Annotated in this window: 20 protein-coding genes and 2 riboswitches; of the genes, 4 read left to right on the top strand and 16 right to left on the bottom strand. The window is 66.4% G+C overall.

Translation table 11 applies throughout. From position 1 onward, the window contains the following. From AC0CH3_RS13170 to AC0CH3_RS13145, 6 genes are all read right to left on the bottom strand, one after another. Positions 1-482, bottom strand: a 482-nt coding sequence (locus AC0CH3_RS13170; RefSeq protein WP_465237982.1) for an adenosylcobinamide-GDP ribazoletransferase, incomplete at its 3' end; no start/stop codon positions are given. Next, positions 479-1,057 (bottom strand): histidine phosphatase family protein, encoded by a 579-nt coding sequence (locus tag AC0CH3_RS13165; protein ID WP_354299750.1) that lies wholly within the window; start codon positions 1,055-1,057, stop codon positions 479-481. The genes AC0CH3_RS13165 and AC0CH3_RS13170, both read right to left, overlap by 4 nt. Beyond that, complete coding sequence (cobT, locus tag AC0CH3_RS13160; protein ID WP_354299748.1) at positions 1,054-2,067, bottom strand: nicotinate-nucleotide--dimethylbenzimidazole phosphoribosyltransferase; 1,014 nt, start codon at positions 2,065-2,067, stop codon at positions 1,054-1,056. Before cobT ends, AC0CH3_RS13165 begins: the two co-directional genes overlap by 4 nt. Further along, positions 2,064-2,471 carry a DUF1636 domain-containing protein gene (locus AC0CH3_RS13155; protein ID WP_056024157.1) on the bottom strand — a complete coding sequence of 136 codons (408 nt, stop codon included), beginning with the start codon at positions 2,469-2,471 and terminating at the stop codon, positions 2,064-2,066. The genes cobT and AC0CH3_RS13155 overlap by 4 nt, the downstream gene beginning before the upstream one ends. Positions 2,472-2,578: 107 nt before the next feature. After that, positions 2,579-2,765, bottom strand: a riboswitch (cobalamin riboswitch). A 21-nt stretch (positions 2,766-2,786) separates the two neighbouring features. After that, positions 2,787-3,572 carry an ABC transporter ATP-binding protein gene (locus AC0CH3_RS13150; RefSeq protein ID WP_465237981.1) on the bottom strand — a complete coding sequence of 262 codons (786 nt, stop codon included), beginning with the start codon at positions 3,570-3,572 and terminating at the stop codon, positions 2,787-2,789. Next, positions 3,566-4,522, bottom strand: coding sequence for a FecCD family ABC transporter permease (locus tag AC0CH3_RS13145; RefSeq protein ID WP_354300426.1), 957 nt, complete (start codon positions 4,520-4,522; stop codon positions 3,566-3,568). Before AC0CH3_RS13145 ends, AC0CH3_RS13150 begins: the two co-directional genes overlap by 7 nt. A 105-nt stretch (positions 4,523-4,627) precedes the next feature. Here AC0CH3_RS13145 and AC0CH3_RS13140 point away from each other — a divergent pair, with 105 nt between their 5' ends. Next, the gene (locus tag AC0CH3_RS13140) at positions 4,628-5,443 is read left to right on the top strand and encodes an ABC transporter substrate-binding protein (protein ID WP_354299745.1); all 816 of its coding nucleotides are present in this window, start codon (positions 4,628-4,630) and stop codon (positions 5,441-5,443) included. A gap of 48 nt (positions 5,444-5,491) precedes the next feature. On the opposite strand, the gene cobO is transcribed toward AC0CH3_RS13140, so the two are convergent. From cobO to AC0CH3_RS13095, 9 genes are all read right to left on the bottom strand, one after another. Further along, entirely contained in the window at positions 5,492-6,091 is a 600-nt protein-coding gene (cobO, locus tag AC0CH3_RS13135) for a cob(I)yrinic acid a,c-diamide adenosyltransferase (protein WP_354299744.1), read from the bottom strand. Then, positions 6,091-8,049 (bottom strand): TonB-dependent receptor plug domain-containing protein, encoded by a 1,959-nt coding sequence (locus tag AC0CH3_RS13130; RefSeq protein ID WP_465237980.1) that lies wholly within the window; start codon positions 8,047-8,049, stop codon positions 6,091-6,093. Before AC0CH3_RS13130 ends, cobO begins: the two co-directional genes overlap by 1 nt. 182 nt (positions 8,050-8,231) lie before the next feature. Next, a riboswitch (cobalamin riboswitch) is annotated at positions 8,232-8,464 on the bottom strand. A 61-nt stretch (positions 8,465-8,525) separates the two neighbouring features. Further along, positions 8,526-9,350 carry an HpcH/HpaI aldolase/citrate lyase family protein gene (locus AC0CH3_RS13125; RefSeq protein ID WP_354299741.1) on the bottom strand — a complete coding sequence of 275 codons (825 nt, stop codon included), beginning with the start codon at positions 9,348-9,350 and terminating at the stop codon, positions 8,526-8,528. Next, positions 9,347-9,799, bottom strand: a complete 453-nt coding sequence (locus AC0CH3_RS13120) for a MaoC family dehydratase (protein ID WP_354299740.1) — start codon at positions 9,797-9,799, stop codon at positions 9,347-9,349. The genes AC0CH3_RS13125 and AC0CH3_RS13120 overlap by 4 nt, the downstream gene beginning before the upstream one ends. Continuing rightward, complete coding sequence (locus tag AC0CH3_RS13115; RefSeq protein WP_354300424.1) at positions 9,799-11,637, bottom strand: acetyl/propionyl/methylcrotonyl-CoA carboxylase subunit alpha; 1,839 nt, start codon at positions 11,635-11,637, stop codon at positions 9,799-9,801. Before AC0CH3_RS13115 ends, AC0CH3_RS13120 begins: the two co-directional genes overlap by 1 nt. Further along, positions 11,634-12,119 (bottom strand): nuclear transport factor 2 family protein, encoded by a 486-nt coding sequence (locus AC0CH3_RS13110; protein WP_354299738.1) that lies wholly within the window; start codon positions 12,117-12,119, stop codon positions 11,634-11,636. The genes AC0CH3_RS13115 and AC0CH3_RS13110 overlap by 4 nt, the downstream gene beginning before the upstream one ends. Before the next feature lie 4 nt (positions 12,120-12,123). Further along, positions 12,124-13,725 (bottom strand): carboxyl transferase domain-containing protein, encoded by a 1,602-nt coding sequence (locus tag AC0CH3_RS13105; protein WP_354299736.1) that lies wholly within the window; start codon positions 13,723-13,725, stop codon positions 12,124-12,126. Between the two features lie 31 nt (positions 13,726-13,756). Then, complete coding sequence (locus AC0CH3_RS13100) at positions 13,757-14,881, bottom strand: isovaleryl-CoA dehydrogenase (RefSeq protein WP_457325453.1); 1,125 nt, start codon at positions 14,879-14,881, stop codon at positions 13,757-13,759. 98 nt (positions 14,882-14,979) lie between these two features. Then, the gene (locus AC0CH3_RS13095) at positions 14,980-15,417 is read right to left on the bottom strand and encodes a Rieske (2Fe-2S) protein (protein ID WP_354300422.1); all 438 of its coding nucleotides are present in this window, start codon (positions 15,415-15,417) and stop codon (positions 14,980-14,982) included. 120 nt (positions 15,418-15,537) lie between these two features. Here AC0CH3_RS13095 and AC0CH3_RS13090 point away from each other — a divergent pair, with 120 nt between their 5' ends. Next, entirely contained in the window at positions 15,538-16,065 is a 528-nt protein-coding gene (locus AC0CH3_RS13090) for a MarR family winged helix-turn-helix transcriptional regulator (RefSeq protein WP_354299732.1), read from the top strand. Here the strand turns inward: AC0CH3_RS13090 and AC0CH3_RS13085 are convergent. Next, complete coding sequence (locus tag AC0CH3_RS13085) at positions 16,020-16,919, bottom strand: LysR family transcriptional regulator (protein WP_354299730.1); 900 nt, start codon at positions 16,917-16,919, stop codon at positions 16,020-16,022. The two genes, AC0CH3_RS13090 and AC0CH3_RS13085, sit on opposite strands and share 46 nt — an antisense overlap. Before the next feature lie 116 nt (positions 16,920-17,035). On the opposite strand from AC0CH3_RS13085, the gene AC0CH3_RS13080 reads away from it, so the two are divergent. Continuing rightward, positions 17,036-19,135, top strand: a complete 2,100-nt coding sequence (locus AC0CH3_RS13080; RefSeq protein WP_465237986.1) for a malate synthase G — start codon at positions 17,036-17,038, stop codon at positions 19,133-19,135. A gap of 130 nt (positions 19,136-19,265) precedes the next feature. After that, the gene (maiA, locus tag AC0CH3_RS13075) at positions 19,266-19,922 is read left to right on the top strand and encodes a maleylacetoacetate isomerase (RefSeq protein ID WP_354299727.1); all 657 of its coding nucleotides are present in this window, start codon (positions 19,266-19,268) and stop codon (positions 19,920-19,922) included. Positions 19,923-19,974 lie beyond the last annotated feature (52 nt).

The raw sequence follows: 19,974 nt of genomic DNA, 5'->3' as shown, positions 1-19,974 counted from the left end.
AGCCCGCCCTCCCGGAGCAGCGGCACCCACCGCGCCCAGCATAACGGCCCAATCCGCGCGAGCATCGGGACGACGATCACGACCGCCCATCCCTGACTCGAAACGGCATGCAATAAGACAAGTTTTGCAATGAGTTGCAGGGCGATCATCACAACGCCGAAGCTGCCGATATGCGGATCCGCCATGACCGCGATCAGCCGGTCGCGATTGCCGTGCGCGGCACCCAGCCCGTCTGCCAGATCTGCCAGCCCATCCAGGTGCAAAGCCCCTGTAATCGCTACCCAAATTGTCAGCGCGGCAAGCGCACCGGTCCACGGATCGACCAGCGCGCCGGCCCACCCCGCCGCCGCGACGACCACCCCGATGCACGCCCCGACAACCGGGTACCACCTGATCGCGGCGGCAAAATCCTCAGCGTCCGCAGTAACTTGCGGCATCGGCACGCGCGTCAGGAAGCCGAAGGCGACGATCAGCCGTTTCACGAAAGTGGATCTGTCTGCAGCGCCACGATCTGCGCCGTCAGGTCCGGCCAGATCCGTAGCGTAATCAACGCCGCATAGGGCAAATCGAACGCCCAGAGCTCGCGCAACCCGAACCCGCACAGCGATTTCAGCGCTGCGCGGATCGCCCCGCCATGTGTCACGATCAATGAGGTTTCTGGGGTAAGATCTTTTATCGCCTCGGTAATTCTCGCACCCAGATCGCTCCACCGTTCCCCACCCGGTGGCGGTTCACCATCCGGATCGTCCCAGAACCGCTGCAACGCCGCAGCGTCGATCTCCGCCGCAGCCAGCCCGTCCCAGTCCCCGAAATCCAGCTCCCGCCACCGCGCATCGGTCGTCGGAGTCAGCCCCCGCTCCCGCCCGATCGCATCCGCAATGGCCTGCGATCGCATGAGATCAGAACAGAGCAACGCCTTGAACTCGAGCGGTTTTACCCGCGCCAAACAGGCCGCCAGCCCCTCCGCCGTGACCGGGCTATCAGTCCGCCCCAGCATCCGCCCGGTCAGTTCAGGCGCCCCATGCCGCAGCAGGTGGAGCAGGAAAGGCGCGCTCACGCCACCGACACCCCCGCCTCGGCAAACGTCGCCATCCCGTCATGCGCCGCCAGCGCCGACCGGATCACCCCGACCGCAACTGCCGCCCCGCTTCCCTCCCCCAACCGCATCCCAAGCCGCAGTAAAGGCTCGAGTTTCAGCGCGGCGAGCAGTCGCTCATGCCCCGGCTCCGCCGAACAATGGCCGGCAATGCAGTGCTCCACAATGCCAGGATACGCCGCCGCAATCGGCGCAATCGCCGCCGACGAAATGAATCCATCGAGCACCACCGGCACCCCCGCCACCCGCGCCGCCACCACCGCGCCAGCGATCGCGACGATTTCACGCCCCCCGACCCGCCGCAACGTCTCGAACGGGCTATGGGCCGACCCGGCATGGTACGTGACCGCTGCAGCAACCACGGCACATTTGCGAGCGATCCCGGCCGCATCGACACCGGTCCCCGGGCCGACCCAATCGCCCGCCGTTCCGCCATAACTCCGCAAACACAACGCCGTAGCCGACGTAGAATTCCCGATCCCCATCTCACCCACGACAAGCATGTCTAGTCCCGGCACGACGACATCGGCTCCGATATTGAGTGCGGCAAGACACGCGGTGTCGTCCATCGCCGGCCCCGTCGTGAAATCCGCGGTAGGGGTTTCCAGATCAATGTCGGCGATGACGAGCTCGAGCCCGACGGCATCCGCCAGCGCATTGATCGCCGCGCCCCCACGGCGGAAATTGTCAACCATCTGTGCGGTGACGGAGACCGGAAAGGCGCTGACCCCGTGCACCGCAACGCCGTGATTTCCCGCGAAAATCGCCGCCCGTGCGCGCTCGAACCGCGGCCGCTCGCGCCCTTGCCAGCCCGCCATGAAGACCGCGAGGTCTTCAAGTCGGCCAAGAGATCCGGGCGGCTTGGTCAAGTGTGTTTGCCGCAGCGATGCGGCCCCTCGCGCAGCTTCGTCTGCCGTGGGAAGGGCCGCCAGCGCCGCCTCGAACGCCGCGACCGTGGGGAACAGCGTCACTGCGCAACATAGCCGGCAGGCGGCGTCCGAGTGATGAAATGCCCCTTGATCCCCGCAGGCCACTGCCGGAACGGCACCTGCCCCTCCGCACTCTCCGCATGCAGCACGGCATAATCGAGGATCGCCCGCGCCGCGTCCTCATCAGGCGTGAAGCGCCCCAGCACATAGCCGATCTTCGCGGGGCCGCGGACATGGATGGTGCAGAAGTCCTGACAGGCGAACAGGCACGGCATCGCCTGAACCGCAATTCCGGCATAGCGCGGATCGCTTGCCTGAACCGCCTGCAATGCCGCGACGAGCCTTGCACCGCCCCGCATACCCTCGGCATCGTCCTTCGCATCGGTGGACGCACGGCAGGTGCTGCAGGCGACGACGGCCGCACCGTCTTCGGCGGGAACCAGAATATTCGGCATTAAAACCCCATGACATACGCGCCCGCGGCCTCGGACCGCAGACTGGTTATGTCGTCGCTCGGGTTCACCCCCGTCCGCTCGGCGCACCCTGGCCGGACGAAAGACGACTGCGACGGGCAGGTCTCCTGGCTCACGGGTCACAGCCCTCCGCACCGCCTTCTCGGGACCGGAATCCCAATGGCATGATGGCACGATGGCTCGCCGCTTACAGTTGCAGGGGCAGCCGGGGTTCTCCCGTTCCCTTTTCATCCCCGTCGCCGGGGAACCTGTCGCAGCACCCCGAATAGGCGTGTCGCCGGGCGCTGGTCAATCGTGCCGTGACGTCGCGCGCGCGATGGGAACGATGAGCGGCACGTTCGCCACCGATCCGAACCAGGCGCGGATACCATAGGTTTCGCGCAGGCGTTCGGGCGTCAGCACGGCGTCCGGCGGACCATCCGCGACCAGCCGCCCGCGGTCGATCATCATTAACCGGTCGCAATAGCGCGCGGCAAGGCTCAGATCATGAAGCACCGCGATCACCAAGACCCCGCGCATGGCTTGGTCGCGCAGGATTTCCATCACCCGCATCTGGTGCGCGGGATCGAGCGACGCGAGCGGCTCGTCGACGATCAGCGCGGGCGCCGCGACCGCAAGCGCGCGGGCAAGGAGGACCCGGGCGCGCTCGCCGCCCGACAATTCGGTCGCCGTCCGCGTCGCGAACGCCGTTACGTCCGCCGTCGCCATGGCCCGGTCGACCGCGGCCCGGTCTTCCGTCGTCATGCGCGACAGCGGCGCCAGGTGCGGCAACCGTCCCAGCGCGACGAGCCGGTCGACACTCAATGGCCAATGCAGGCTCTGGCCCTGAGGCAGATACGCAATCGTTCGCGCGATCTGCGCCCGCGAGCGTCGGCCAAGCGGCTGTCCATCGAGCAGGATATCCCCCGTCGAGGCGACGAGCCCCAACAGCGCCTGCACCAGCGTCGATTTTCCTGCGCCGTTGGGACCGACGATACCGATCAACGCCCCGCCATCGGCGGAAAAGCTGACCTGCTCCACGACGTCCACCCCAGCGCGACGAACGACCAGATCTCTTGTGGCGAGGCTCACCATGACCGCCGCTCGCGCATTAGTTGGACGACGAACACCGGCACGCCTAGAAACGCGGTGACCACGCCGAGCTTGAGTTCGCTCGAGGTGGGGATCACGCGCACCAGGACATCGGCGAAGGTCAGCAGCGCGGCGCCGCCGATCGCGGATGGCAGCAGGATCGCCGATGGTGACCGGTCGGTCAGCGGACGGATCAGGTGCGGGACGATCAGCCCGATGAACCCGATCGCGCCCGAAACCGCGACGGCACCGCCGACACCGACCGCGATCCCGACGAGTATCCGGGCACGCGTGTAGCGGAGATCGACACCGAGTGCGCGCGCGCCATCTTCTCCGAGCGACAGCGCATCGAGCGCGCGCCCGTCCCACGCCACCAGCACGATCCCGACCGCGATGCAGGGCAGCGCGAGCATCACGTGCGTGAACGAACGATCTTCAAGCGATCCGAGCAGCCAGGTCATGATCTCCATCGCGGCAAAGGGGTTGGGCGAGAGGTTCAGGGCAAGGCTGACCCCGGCAACGGCGAGCGTTCCCACCGCGATGCCCGCAAGGATCAGCGACAGCGCACTTTCCGATCCAGCCGACAGCACGAACAACAGTCCAAGCGCGGCGAACGCCCCGATGATCGCCAGCGCGGGCAACATCGCCGGGTGTATCTCCGCGACCCCGAAGTACAGCGCGATCACCGCCCCGAGCGACGCGCCGTTCGAGGCGCCGAGAACCGACGGCTCGGCAAGCGGATTGCGCAGAAACCCCTGCAGGGCGGCACCTGACAGCCCAAGCATGGCGCCGACTGCCAGCCCGAGAATGGCGCGCGGAAGCCGCAGCTCGAGCAGGATCGCGCGCTCGATCGGGTCGCCATGTCCGATCAGCGCTTCGAAAACGTGACCCGGCGGGATCGCGGCGCTCCCGATCGCGACCGACGCCACCCCCGCCATCGCGGCAAGCAGCATCAGTCCGCCGAGCAACCGTCCGCGCGTCACGCGCCTGATCCTGACCGCGTCTGTCTCATCGTTTCCGCCTAGCGCATATGTCATCGCTGCGGCAGGACTTTGCGCATGCGCCACGTTTTCCCGCTGATCGCCCTGACGACGCTGGTTTTGCCGACGTCGACCGCCGCGGCGCCGAGCTTGCCGCGCAGGATCGTGTCGCTCAATCTGTGCGCGGACCAGTATCTGATCGCGCTTGCCGATCCGTCGCAGATCGCGGCGCTCACGAGGTTCGCGCGCGACCCCGACATGTCCGCCGTCGCGGCTCAGGCGAAGCACATGCCGTCGAGCCGCGGCAGTGCAGAGGATGTGCTGATGCTGCGCCCCGATCTTGTCATAGCCTCGCCGTTCCGCCGCAAGACCATCGCCGATGTGCTGGGTCACCAGCGTATCGCGACGCTCGATCTTCCCCCCGCGGACAGCTACGCCGCGATCGTCGCGCAAGTCCGCCAGGTTGCGGCGGCAGTGGGACATCCCGACCGGGGCGAGAGGCTGATACGCCGGATGGACACCGCCTTGGCACGTATACCACCCGCTGTCGGCCGGGGACGCGTCGCCGCCTATTACCAGCGTCGCGGATTTCTGACGGGCAAGGGAACGTTGATCGACGATCTCATGCAGCGTCTGGGCTTGACCAACCTGGCCACGAGGCTCGACAAGCCGGCGCTATCGCAGCTGTCGCTCGAGCAGATGGCGCTCGCGCGTCCGGACTATCTGGTCGTCGAGAGCGCGACGGACCGCGTCACCGATCAGGGTACCGAGATGCTCCACCACCCCGTACTCGCACGGATCAAGCGCCTGCGCATCCCTGAGGCCTGGACGGTGTGCGGTGGCCCCGCCTATGTCCGCGCCGCCCGGAGCCTCGCAGCGCAACTGCAGGAATAGCGGCGCGGCCGGCGCTGGGACGACCATCGGGTCGCCCGCGCGGGCAGGCTAGAACTCGACCCCCGCCTGCGCCTTGACGCCGCCTCGGAACGGATGTTTGACCTGCCCCATCTCGGTCACGAGATCCGCCGCGGCGATCAGCGCGTCGGGGGCATTCCGCCCGGTCGCAACGACATGCGTCATCTCCGGACGCGCCGCAAAACCGCTGAGCACCTCGTCGAGCGGCAGATAATCGTACCGCAGGACGATGTTGATCTCGTCGGCGATGACCATCGCATAGGACGGATCGGCGATCATTCGCCGAACCTCGTCCCAAGCCTCGCGCGCGACGGCAATGTCGCGCGTTCGGTCCTGCGTATCCCAGGTGAAGCCCTCGCCCATCGGTTTGAACGCGACCAGGTCGGGGAATGCGTCGAAGATCACCTTCTCCCCCGTCGTCATCGCACCCTTGACGAACTGGACGATCCCGACCTTTCGCCCATGCCCCATCATCCGGACCGCCATGCCGAGCGCCGCCGTGGTCTTCCCCTTGCCGGGCCCGGTATGCACCATGAGCAGGCCCTTCTCGATCGTCTTGGCTGCGACGATCCTGTCCTGGACGACCTTCTTCTTGGCCATCCGCGCCTTGTGATCCGCCTCGCTGCGCATCAGAACGCCGCCTTGATGCCGGCATAGGCACCGCGGCCCTGCCCGACATAGCTGAACACCTCCTCGTACCGCTCGTCGAACAGGTTCTCGACGCGCCCGAAGACCGATAGCGTCGGGCTCAGTTGATAGGCTGCGTTGAGGTTGACGAGGACATATTCCTGGAGCGCCAGCCGTACCGGCACATAGCTCGGATCGGTATACGCATCGTCCTGCTGACGGCCATTGTATCGCACCGTCAACGTTCCCGATAAACGCTCGTCACGACTGAACGCGGTCATGTTGACGCTGCCGATATGGCTCGGCCGGCGAATCTCGACGCTGCCGTCCTCGCGCGCGCGCAGATAGGTGTAGGCAAGATCAAACCGCAGTTGCGTGATCGGCCGCGCGCTGGCGAACACCTCGACGCCGTGCTGCTTCGACCGCGTATCGCGGTTGCCGGGGGTCGCAACGAAATCGGGCTCTGGATAGGTTGTGAAGATCTCGTTCGTCAGGCGACTGTCGAAATAGGTCGCGCCGATCGTCGCGCGGTCACCCCCGAAACTCTGTTCGAGACCAGCTTCCCATCCCTTCGACTTCTCGGGCTTGAGGTTCGGATTGCCGATATAGCGACCATCCGCATAGCCGAAGAGATCGAAATAGCCCGGGTTCTTCACCCCCGTCCCGTAGGCGCCGCGAACGCGTGTACCCGTGGCGAAGCGATAGCTTGCCTGCGCACGGTAGGTCGTGGTGTCGTCGAAGCGCGTATTCTCGTCGCGGCGGACGGAAGCGCCAATCGCCAGCGCGTCATCGACCACGACGTCATACTGGCCGACGATCCCGACATTGTCGGTATGGCGTCGTCCGGTGAATACGAACTCCGAGGGGACCGGGCTAAGCGTCTGGAATTCCTCTCGTTCTACATCGACGGCACCCGTCAGGCGGTGCTGGATCCGGTCGGTCCCGAACCGGAACGCACTTTCGAACGAGCCCTTGTACCGCCGTCCCTTGTTGCCGAAATTGAGCGCGTCGTCGACGAGTGCCCGGCGCGTCGTGTCGGCGAATTGCCCGCTCAGCGCGTTCGTCCAGCGGCCGTCCGCGAGCACCACCTCGGCGCGTACGAGCCCGTAATAGGCCTCCACCGTACTGCGGGCGCCTGGCGTGTCGACGACTGTGCCGAACTGCGGACCACTCAACGCCGTGTCGTTGCTGTCGGCGTCTGTATGGCTGTAGCGGCCGACCGCGGTTACTTTGAACGTATCGCCGGGCGACCAGATGAGCTTGCCGCTCGCGCCGACGCTTTTTGCGCCGATGTCGCGCGACCCGCCGCGCGCGGTCAGCGTGCCGTCGGTTAGATAGGTCGAACCCGACAGAGCGTAGTCGAGGTTCCCGGAAACGCCTGCGACGCGGGCGCCGCCCGAGAATGTGCCGAACGATCCGCCCTCGGCGCGCAGCGTTGTGCCGGGCGCTTCCGCCCCGCTCAGCGTCAGATATTGGATGACGCCGCCGATCGCGTCCGATCCGTATAGCGCCGATTGCTGACCGCGCAGCACCTCGACCCGCGCCGCCTCGTCCGCGATCAGCGTCCCGAAATCATATTCACCCTGATAGGGATCGGACACTTCGATCCCGTCGATCAGGACGAGCACATGGTTGCCCTCCGACCCGCGGATGCGCACCTGTGTCGTACCACCGATCGCGCCCGTCCGACTGACCGCAAGGCCAGGCACGTCGCGCAGCACGTCGGACACGATCCGAGTCTGCCGCCGGTCGATCGCGGCGGCATCGATCACCGTCACCGACGCGCCAAGCTGGACGACCGGCACGGCATCGCCCGAACGCGAGGCGGTGACGACGACCTCGGCACCATCAACCGCGCGCTCGGCCGCCCCCGCGCCCGCCCGATCCGCATCGGCGAACGCCGGCGATGCGGCGGACGTTGCGGTGGCGAGCGCCATCAGCGATACGAAAACTCTGGTCATGAAACGATACCCCCGGCGTCACGAGCGACCGGCCGGGGCGTGCCGTCCGATGATCCGGACGGTCGGCGCGACGCTTGGGATGGACACCGAACAGCATCCGCCACGCGCACCGATGCGGCCCCCGCCGCATGGTTCGTCGCTCAGACGGAGTACCGTGCCGCGGTCACCCCCTGGACCAAGGCAAGAGCGACCGAGCGCCGGCAGGTCTCCTGGCTCGCGGGTCGACACCCGGTGCACGACCTTCCCGGGCCATGTGCTTGCGCTTCGGCCTAGTGGTCGTCCCCTCGTAACGAGGAGACCTGCGCACCGCGCTCACCGCTTACAGTTGCAGGGACAGCCGCGGCATTGGACGCGCGAACGTCCGCACCGCATTCCCCTTCAAGCCCCGAAGGGCACCGACGCGATCTGCGACCCGGTTTTCACCGGATCGCGACGCCCCGGTAGAACAGATTTTCCGCGCCGCCAATGGGCGCGCGCTACACGCGTGCGAGGATCGCCTGCGCCTGGCGCAGATGCGGCGCATCGATCATCCGCCCGTCGAGTTGCAGCGCCCCCGCCTCCGGCGCCGCCGCGAACGCCGCGACGATCGCCTCGGCCCGCGCGACCGTCGCCGCATCGGGCGTGAAGGCCGCGTTGATCGTCGCAACCTGGGTCGGGTGGATCGCCATCATTCCCGTAAACCCATCCCGGCTTCCTCGTGCGGCATAGGCCGCCAGCCCGTCGAGATCGGCGATCGCGGGATACACCGTCTCAATCGCCGCCACACCCGCTGCATGCGCACCGAACAGCAGCAGCGACCTGACCATCCGATAGGGATCGGTATAGTGACCGTCCGCCTCGCGACTCGTCGCCGCGCCGATCGCAGCCGGCAAATCCTCCGCCCCCCACGTCAATCCGCAGAGCCTGTCCGACACCGCCGCATATTCGCCGAGCGTAAATATCGCCGCTGCGATCTCGGTGGCGATCGGCAGGATGGGCGGACAGTCCGGCCCATAGGCCTCGACCAGCGCCGCGACGGTCGCCTTCCCTGCCGCCTTGGGCAGCATGATCGCATCCGCGCCGCGCGCCGCCTCGATATCGTCGCGGAGATGCTCCGCATCGAGCGGATTGATCCGCACCAGCCGGATGACATCGGCCGGCTCGCCAAGCGCTGCCCGTATCGCATCGCGCGCGAACGCCTTGCGCGACGGCGCGACCGAGTCCTCGAGATCGAGGATGATCGCATCCGCGCCGCTTGCCGCCGCCTTGCCGAACCGCTCGGGTCGGTCCGCCGGCACGAACAGCAGCGACCGCAGCCTCATGCCGGCGACCGGAGCAACAGCGCAGAGCGCAGGCATTGGCACACGATCTCGTCGCGCTGGTTGATCAGCCGGTGCGTGAACGTGACGATCCCCGCATTCGGGCGCGACTTGCTGTCCTTGAGGTCGGCGACGACGGTCTCGGCGCGCATCGTATCACCGATGAAGACCGGTTTCGGATGGACCAGCTTGTCGTAGCCGAGATTGGCGACGAGCGTGCCGAGCGTCGTCTCGCCCACCGACAGTCCCACCATCAGCGCGAAGGTGAAGGTTCCGTTGACCAGGATTTGGCCGAACTCGCTCGCCTTGGCTGCTTCGACGTCGAGATGAAGCGGCTGCGGGTTGTGCGTCATGGTCGAGAACAGCAGATTGTCCGTCTCGGTGACGGTGCGGCGGATTTCGTGGACGATCGCGTCGCCGACCGACCATTGATCGTAATAGCGTCCGGCCATCAGGCGTCCTTCTCGATCCGCACGAGCATCGTGCCGTCGCTGACCTGCCCCCCCTCGACGGCGACGAGCTCGGCGACGACCCCGTCGAACGGGGCTGTCAGCGAATGCTCCATCTTCATCGCCTCCAGCGTCACCAGCTTCTGCCCTGACACGACGCGGTCACCCTCGACGACATCGACCGCGATGATCCGCCCCGGCATCGGCGACAGGATCGCCCCATCGGCCGCGGCCCCCACGGCCACTCCCGATGCGCGCCAGCGTTGCAGCAGCCATGTCTGCCCTGCGTCGGAGACGAGGACCTCGTCGGCGGGCGCACCCTCCGCGCCATATGCATCGAGATCGATCGAGATCGCCTCGTCGTCGAGCAGGAAGCGCGCCGAGCGCCTCGGCGCGGCGTTCAGACGGAAACCGGCGATCGGATTGGCGGCTACCAGCGCCCGCGCGGCCTCGATCAACGCTTCCTCGCGCGGCTGCGTCGCCGGCATCAACGCTTCGTTTTCGCGCGCGATCAGCCCTGTATCGACCGTGCCCGCGACGAAATCGGGATGATCGAGCGCCTGAACCAGGAACCCCGCATTCGACCGCACGGGCCAGACGACGGCCCCGTCGAGCGCAGCCGCAAGCGTTTCGCGTGCGGTCGCGCGATCGGGGCCCCATGCGATGACCTTTGCGATCATCGGATCATAGAAGGGCGATATCTCCGCCCCCTGCTCGACCCCGGTATCGACGCGCGTGCCATCGCCGAGATCGAAGGCGACGAGCCTGCCGATCGATGGCAGGAACCCCTTTGCCGGGTCTTCGGCATAAAGCCGCGCCTCCATCGCCCAGCCGTCGATCGCAAGCTCGTCCTGCCGTCGCGGCAGCGGCTCGCCGCTCGCGACGCGCAACTGCCATTCGACCAGATCCTGCCCCGTGATTTCCTCGGTTACCGGATGCTCGACCTGGAGCCGGGTATTCATCTCCATGAACCAGATCCGGTCCGCGCGCAGGCCTTCGCTCGCATCAGCGATGAATTCGATCGTCCCCGCACCGACATAGTCGACCGCCTGCCCCGCGCGGACGGCTGCGGCGCAGATCGCAGCGCGCGTCTCGGCGTCCATCCCCGGTGCCGGCGCCTCCTCGATCACCTTCTGGTGCCGGCGCTGGAGCGAACAATCGCGTTCGAACAGGTGCACGACGTTGCCGTGCATGTCCCCGAACACCTGCACTTCGATATGCCGTGGCGAGAGAATGTATTTTTCGATCAGCACATCGCTGTTGCCGAACGACGACGAGGCCTCGCGCTGGCACGAGGTCAGCGCATCGGCAAAATCGGTTGTGCTGTCGACGCGACGCATGCCCTTGCCGCCGCCGCCCGCGACCGCCTTGATCAGCACGGGATAGCCGATCGCATCCGCCTCGCGTTGGAGACGATCTGGCGCCTGATCCTCGCCAATATATCCAGGCGTGACAGGAACTCCGGCCGCGATCATCCGCTGCTTGGCCGCGTCTTTCAGCCCCATGGCGCGAATGCTGTCGGGATGGGGACCGACCCAGACCAGCCCCGCATCGCGCACCGCCTGCGCAAAATCGGCATTCTCCGACAGGAACCCGTACCCGGGATGGATCGCATCCGCACCGCTCTGCTGCGCAGCGGCGATGATCCTCTCGCCGACCAGATAGCTTTCGCGTGCGGGGCTCGCGCCGATAGGCACGGCCTCGTCCGCCTGCCGGACGTGTAGCGCGTCCCGGTCGGCATCCGAATACACCGCGATCGTGCGAATACCCATGGCACGCGCCGTGCGGATGATCCGGCAGGCAATCTCGCCCCGGTTGGCGATCAGCAACGAGCCGATCATCGCGCCGGGCATCCGGTGGTGCGCTTCGACCAGGTGATATTCAGAATTTTCCACCGGCCGGCCTCGCGCACGAGGTCAAAGTGATCGGTACCGCAATGCGCGACCCTGCCGTCGACCGTGAAGATATAGGGTGACCAGACCATCGCGATGTCGCCGTCGATATCGACTGCGGCGTCGGTCAGCTTTTCGGCATAGCGCTCGGGCCCCGGTTTGAGACCCGCCGCGAACTCCGCCCAGCCGGTGCGCCGCACCGTACGCGCGCCATCAGCCCCCTCCTCGGCGACGGTGGCGCTGCCGTCGGCACGCACCTGTGCGAGGATGGCCTGGCCGTCGCGCGCGGCGAGCGCCGCGAACAGGCCGTTGATCGGCGCCATGACGCCGGCTTCCTCGGTCATCACGGTTGGGGGCAGACCGGTACCCTTGACGATCGGGGCAACGGGCGTGACCTGACCCGCCGCGAGCAAGAGAGATAGCAGGATCATTCGATTACATCCTGAACACGCCGAACGCGGGGCGTTCGGGTATGGGGGCGTTGAGCGTAGCGGCAAGCGCCAGGCCGAGCACGTCGCGCGTCTGGGCGGGATCGATGATCCCGTCGTCCCAGAGCCTCGCGCTGGCGTACCAGGGATTGCCCTCGTTCTCGTATTTCTGACGGATCGGCGCCTTGAACGTCTCGAGGTCTTCCGGCGTCCATGTGTCGGCGTCGCGATGCACCGTCGCCAGCACCGAGGCGGCCTGCTCGCCGCCCATCACGCTGATCCGGCTGTTCGGCCAGCTGAAAAGGAAGCGCGGCGAATAGGCACGTCCGCACATGCCGTAATTCCCCGCGCCGAAGCTGCCGCCGATCAGGACGGTTATCTTGGGAACGGTGGCCGTGGCGACGGCGGTGACGAGCTTTGCACCATGTTTGGCAATGCCTTCCGCCTCGTACTTGCCGCCGACCATGAAGCCGGAGATGTTCTGGAGGAACAACAGGGGGATACGCCGCTGGCACGCCAGCTCGATGAAATGCGCTCCCTTTTGCGCGCTCTCGCTGAACAGAACGCCGTTATTCGCGAGGATCGCGACGGGCAGGCCGTGGATATGCGCAAAGCCGCAGACCAGCGACGTGCCGTACAGCGCCTTGAACGCGTGGAACTCGCTGCCATCGACCAGACGCGCGATGACTTCGTGGACGTCATAGGGCGCGCGGACGTCCGAAGGGACGATGCCATACAGGTCGTCGGTCGCGTATTTCGGCGCCTTTGGCGCCTGCGCATTCACGACGGCCGGGATTTGCGGCTGCAGCGTCGAGACGATGTCGCGAACCAGCGTCAGCGCATGCTCGTCATCCTCGGCAACGTGATCCACGACGCCCGACCGGCGTCCATGCGTATCCGCGCCCCCCAGTTCCTCCGCGGAGATCACCTCACCCGTGGCGGCCTTGACCAGCGGCGGGCCGGCGAGGAAGATCGTCCCCTGCCCGCGGACGATGATCGTCTCATCGGACATCGCCGGGACATAGGCGCCCCCCGCGGTGCAGCTGCCCATCACGCAGGCGATCTGCGGTATACCCAGCGCCGACATCTGCGCCTGATTATAGAAGATCCGCCCGAAGTGATCGCGGTCCGGGAATACCTCCGCCTGATGTGGAAGGTTCGCGCCGCCGCTGTCGACGAGGTAAATGCACGGAAGGCGGTTTTCCTGCGCAATTTCCTGCGCGCGAAGGTGCTTCTTCACGGTCAATGGGAAGTAGGTCCCGCCCTTCACCGTCGCATCGTTGCACAGGATCATGCACTGGCGACCCGAGACGCGTCCGATTCCTGCGATGACACCCGCGCCCGGAACCTCGTCATCATACAGACCATGGGCTGCAAGCTGACCAATCTCGAGAAACGGCGAGCCGGCATCCAGCAGCCGCTCGACACGGTCGCGGGGCAGCAGCTTGCCGCGCGCGGCATGCCGCTCGCGCGACTTCACATTTCCGCCAAGCGCCGCCCGTGCGACGTCGTCGCGCAGCCGCGCCGCGAGGGCGCGATTATGCTCGGCATTCGCGCGAAAGCCATCGCTGTCGACAGACAGCTTCGTGGGCAGGACGGGACCGCTCATCGCCCGCTCCGTCCGGCAGTGACTGTTCTGATCACTGCATCACCTTCGGCGCGGCACCGATCAGCTCGCGGCCGATCAGCATCCGCCGGATCTCGTTCGTACCCGCGCCGATGTCGAGCAGCTTGGCATCGCGCATGAACCGCTCGACCGGCCAATCCTTGGTATAGCCCGCGCCGCCCAGCGCCTGGATCGACTCGAGCGAAACCTTTACCGCACTCTCGCTCGACAGAAGGATCGCGCCCGCCGCATCGAACCGCGTCGTCTTGCCCGCGTCGCATGACCGCGCAACCGCATAGACATAGGCGCGCGCCGAACTCAGCGCGACGTACATGTCGGCGACCTTTGCCTGGATCAGCTGGAACTGCCCGATCGGCGTGCCGAACTGCTTGCGCTCGCGGACATAGGGAATGACCACGTCGAGACACGCCTGCATGATGCCAAGCTGGATCCCGGCCAGCACCGCGCGTTCGTAATCGAGCCCGGACATCAGCACACCGACGCCGCCATTCTCGGGCCCCATCACGGCTTCGAAAGGCACCTCGCAATCGGTGAAGACCAGCTCGGCGGTCGGCGAACCGCGCATCCCCATCTTGTCGATCTTCTGGCCGATCGCAAAGCCCGGCATGTCCTTCTCGATCAGGAAGGCGGTGATGCCCTTCGAGCCCTCGCCCGTCTTCGCGTAGACGACGAGCGTGTCCGCGTACGCAGCGTTGGTGATCCAAAACTTCGTGCCGTTGAGGACATAGCCGCGATCCGTCTTGACGGCCTTCAGCTTCATCGAGACGACATCCGACCCTGCCCCGGCCTCGGACATGGCGAGGCTGCCGACATGCTCGCCCGAAACGAGCTTAGGCAGGTATTTCGCCTTTTGTTCGGGATTGCCCCAGCGGCGGATCTGATTGACGCACAGGTTCGAGTGCGCACCATAGCTCAGCCCGATCGATGCCGATGCACGACTGACTTCCTCGACCGCAACGACGTGCTCGAGATAGCCGAGACCAAGCCCGCCAAACTCCTCCTCGACGGTGATGCCGTGGAGCCCCAGCTCACCCATGGCCGGCCACAGTTCGCGCGGGAACCAGTCGTCGGCGTCGATTTTCGCGGCGAGGGGGGCGATCTTCTCGTTTGCGAAACGCTGCGTCGTGTCGCGGATCATGTCCGCGGCTTCGCCCAGGGCGAAATCGAAATCAGGCGTCAAGAAACTCTCCTCAAAGTCATGTTCCCCGTGGCTTAGCGGGATTGTTCGCAAATATCTCAAACGTCTTGTGCGTGCGGTTCCGGGGGTCCGCAGGTCTTCAGCACGCCGTTTACGACCTCGACCGGCCAGGCTGCAAGCGATTGCCCGATGCACGGCCCGCCGACACACCGGCCGTCCTCGATCGCAAACATCGCCGAATGCCACCCGCAGATTATCAGGTCGCCCCGCGGTGTCAGATAATCGTCGAGGGCGTGCGCAAGCGGAAGGCCGGCGTGCGGGCATCGATCGACATAGCCGAACACCGCGTCGCGGCGCCTGACGACGAAACCGTGGAATCGCCCCGCGCGCATCTGCACCACATAACCGCGCGCCGCACCGGGCAGGATCGCGTCGACCGGCCCGAGCGCGATGCCTGCCGGCGTCGCGAACAGCCGGTCCGAGGCGGGGACGACAGCGCCCGCGTCGTCGGGTGTCTCGATGTCAGTGTCGGACATGGTCATGCACAAAGGGTGATCGTAACGCCGCCCAAGGCATGAGGCAGCCTCTCCATTTAGTATCGTTGGATACCAACTGTCCGTTTGCGCCAACCGTGTCAACCGCTACTATCCGCGATCATGCCAACGCCGCTCCCCCAATCAGGTCCCGCGGACCCGACGTCTGTCCGCCCCCTGCTGCTCGACGATTTCATTCCGTTCCGGCTTTCGTTCACATCGAACCTCGTCAGCGACACGATTGCGCGAAGCTATGAAGCGCTGTTCGGCCTCTCAATCCCCGAATGGCGGCTGATCGCGGTCGTCGCGGAAACGGGCGGCATCACGCAGGCCGAGATCGGTCACCGCACGCGGATGGACAAGGTCACCGTCAGCCGCGCCGCGATCGCGCTGGTCGAACGCGGGCTGCTCGAACGGAGCGCCAATGCGGCGGACCGGCGATCGCACCTGCTCATGCTGAGCGACGCAGGACGGACGCTGTATGCAGCGATCGCGCCCAAGGCGCAGGATCTCGAAGCGCGCATATTCGCGCAGTTCGACCCGGCAGAGGTCGCGGCGTTCACGGCCATGCTGCGACGGATCGATGCGGTCACCGCCGCGCTTGATCAACCCTCCCAGGGCGGCGTCGGTAGCCACAATCCGCGCAGATAGCCGAGCAACGCATGAACCGCGGTCGGCGCGACACGCGCATGGACCGCGTAGATGCCGACATCCGCGCTGCCCTCGAACGCCGGCAGAACACGGACCAGCCGCCCCGACGCGAGATCGCCGCTGACGTCCCAGAGCGAGCGCAGCGCGATACCCACGCCTGCCAGCGTCAGTTCGCGCACCACCTCGCTCGAGTTCGTGCGGACATGGCTTTCACGATCGATCGTGAGATCGCCGCGCGGCCCGGCAAGCCGCCACGGCAATTGTCCCCGCGCGGCCAGCAGCCGGTGGCCTTCCAGCGCCGCCACCGTCCCGGGCGTTCCCGCCGCCTCCAGATACGCCGGTGCGGCACACAGAACACGGCGACTGTCGGCGAGACGATGCGCGACAAACCCCGGCGTGGCGACGCCTGGCTCGGCCGAGGGCGCGATCCTGATCGCGAGATCGACACCGTCGCCGAGCAGATCGGAGAACCCGTCCGACAGATCGAGGTCGAGAGCGACGTTCGGATGCGCGTCGAGAAACGGTTTCAGCCGCGGCGCCAGGTGCAGACGCCCGAACGACGTCGGAGCGCTGACTCGCAACGGACCGGTCGGGCCGGCACCGTCCTCCATGATCCGCGCTTCTGCCGCACGGATCGCAGCGACGACCGCGACCATGTCGGTATGATAGAGTGCGCCGCGCGCCGTCAGTTCAAGCCGACGCGTCGTCCGGTTAAGCAGACGCACGCCCAGTCGGGTCTCGAGCCGCGCGATCCGCTTCGATACCATCGCGGGCGACACGCCGCGCCCGCGCGCCGCCCCGCTCAGGCTTCCCGCCGCGACGACCTCGACGAACAGAGCAGTATCGGGGTCCATTGTTTCTCCCGGCGATCGACAGTTTCAACAATCGATCGTCTACCGAACAGACGGCCGATCGTATAGACGGGACGCCATCGTTAGGAGAGAGATCGATGGACAGCACGGCGCACGCGATGATCGACAAGGCCGGGCTGCGCGTGGCCGAACGCCTCGCGCAGTTCCTCGAGACTCAGGCATTGCCCGGGACCGGCATCGATCCCGCAGATTTCTGGCATGGTGTTGCTGCAATCTACGCGCGCTTTGCACCCGAGAACCGCACACTGCTCGCCCGCCGCGACGAACTCCAGACGAAGATCGACGCCTGGTACGCGGCGCGCGGGGGGCAGTCGCAGGATCCGGCAGCGCAGCAGACGTTCCTGCGCGAGATCGGCTATCTTGTCCCCGAGCCCGAACCCTTCGAAGCCACGTCGACGCGTGTCGACGCCGAGGTCGCCACGCTCGCCGGACCGCAGCTCGTCGTGCCGATCCTCAACGCCCGGTTCGTCCTCAACGCGGCGAACGCGCGCTGGGGCAGCCTGTACGACGCGCTCTACGGCACCGATGCGATTCCCGGCATCCCCGATGGCGCGGGATATGATGCGGTGCGCGGCGCAAAGGTCATCGACAGGGCCAAGGCCTTCCTCGACGATCATGTCCCGCTCGCCAATGGGTCGTGGCGCGATTGGGACGGCGACCATCCTGCACTTGCCGATCGCTCACAGTTGCTGGGCCAGGCCGGGCGCAATTTCCTTCTTCGCCACAATGGCCTGCACATCGAACTTGTCATCGATCCCGATCACCCGATCGGTCGCGGCGACCCTGCTGGTCTTGCCGACGTCCTCCTCGAGTCCGCGCTCACGACGATCGTCGACCTCGAGGACTCGGTCGCAGCCGTCGATGCCGACGACAAGATCGCCGCCTATGCCAACTGGCTCGGCCTGATGAAGGGCGACCTGTCCGCCAGCTTTGCCAAGAACGGGCAAACGCTGACGCGCACGCTCGAGGCGGATCGGCGATACACGGCGACCGATGGATCGGAAATCGTCCTGCCGGGGCGGAGCCTGTTGTTCGTTCGCAACGTCGGCCATCTCATGACCACGCCCGCGGTCCTGCTCGCCGACGGCACCGAGGCGCCGGAGGGCATCCTCGACGGCATCGTCACCGCGCTGATCGCGATACACGACCTGAAAGCCACCGGCCCGGTACGGAACAGCCGCGAGGGCTCTATCTATATCGTCAAGCCCAAGATGCATGGCCCCGAAGAAGCGGCGTTCACCAACCGGCTGTTCGACGCGATCGAGGACCTGCTCGGGCTCGACCGCCATACGATCAAGGTCGGCCTGATGGACGAGGAACGCCGCACATCGGCGAATCTGGCGGCCTGCATTCACGCGGTGAAGGACCGTATCGTCTTTATCAACACCGGCTTCCTCGATCGCACGGGTGACGAGATGCACACCGCGATGCGCGCCGGCGCGATGATCCGAAAGGGCGAGATGAAGACCAGCGCCTGGATCACGGCCTATGAGAACCGCAACGTCCAGATCGGGCTGGCCTGTGGCCTGAGCGGCCGTGCGCAGATCGGCAAGGGAATGTGGGCGGCGCCCGACCGTATGGCCGACATGCTCGACCAGAAGATCGCGCACCCGCGCACCGGCGCAAACACCGCTTGGGTCCCCTCCCCGACCGCTGCGACGCTCCACGCGACGCATTACCATGCTGTCGACGTCTTCGCGCGCCAGGCCGAGCGACGGGACGAGCCCGTCGCGCCGCTTGATGCACTGCTGTCGATCCCGCTCGCCGAGGGACACAATCGGTCGCCAAGCGAGATCCGCGACGAGCTCGACAATAACGCGCAGGGGATACTCGGTTACGTCGTGCGCTGGATCGATCAGGGCGTCGGCTGCTCGAAGGTCCCTGATATTCACGATATCGGCTTGATGGAGGACCGCGCGACGTTGCGGATCAGCGCGCAGCACATGGCCAACTGGCTGCTTCACGGGGTCGCTTCGGCCGACGAGATCGACGCCGCGTTCGCCCGCATGGCGGTCAAGGTCGATGCGCAGAATGCACACGACCCGCTTTACCGCGCGCTTGCGGGTAACGCGGACACCAGCCTCGCCTACCAGGCCGCACGCGCGCTCGTGTTCGAGGGCGTCGACCAGCCGAACGGCTATACCGAGCCGCTGCTTCACCGGTTCCGTCTGCTGGCAAAGCAGGATGGTAGCAATTGACACCATCCCGGCCGGGGCGCAGCGTTGTCGCTGACGCCCCGGCAAACGGCGCGTCACGGGCGGCGGCGATCACCTCGTCGCCCTGCATCTCATGCGAGGTCGATGAAACCGTGCTGACGACCGCTCCACTATGCCGGCCCGCAATCGCATGATCCTGCACGGCTATTGGCGGTCGACGACGTCGTATCGCGTTCGCATCGCACTCAACCTGAAGCGCATCGCCTTTCAGCAGCACACGCACGACCTTCGGACGGGCGCGCACCATGACGAGGGCTACCGCGCGGTCAACCCGCAGGGCCTCGTCCCCGCGCTCGATATCGGCGGCACGATCCTGACACAGTCGCCCGCGATCCTGGAATGGCTCGAGGCGACCTACCCCGATCCGCCGCTGTTGCCGGACGCGGCGGTCGATGCGGCGATCGTCCGCGCGATGGCGGCGACGATCGGGTGCGACATCCACCCGGTCAACAACCTGCGCATCCTCGAGACGCTGCGCACGACGCTGAAGGCGACGCCCGATGACGTCACGCACTGGATCGGGCGCTGGATCCATGAGGGGTTTGCCGCGCTGGAATCGATGATCGCGCAACATGGCCGGGGTTTCGCGTTCGGCCCGACGCTCACGCTCGCGGATTGCTATCTCGTTCCGCAAGTCTATTCCGCCGAACGGTTCAACGTCGACCTGTCGCCTTACCCGCGCCTGCTTGCCGCGGCCGAACGGGCGCGCGAGCTTCCGGCATTCGTCGCGGCGCATCCCGATCGACAACCCGATAGCGACCCCGCCTGATCGCCCGAAGACTATCCGTCGGTAGTCTTGATCCACATCACTTCAAAATCGC

Source organism: Sphingomonas sp. AC449 (genome assembly GCF_979253475.1).
Note: the sequence above shows the minus strand (reverse complement) of the source record. Positions and strands in the feature narration are given on the sequence as shown.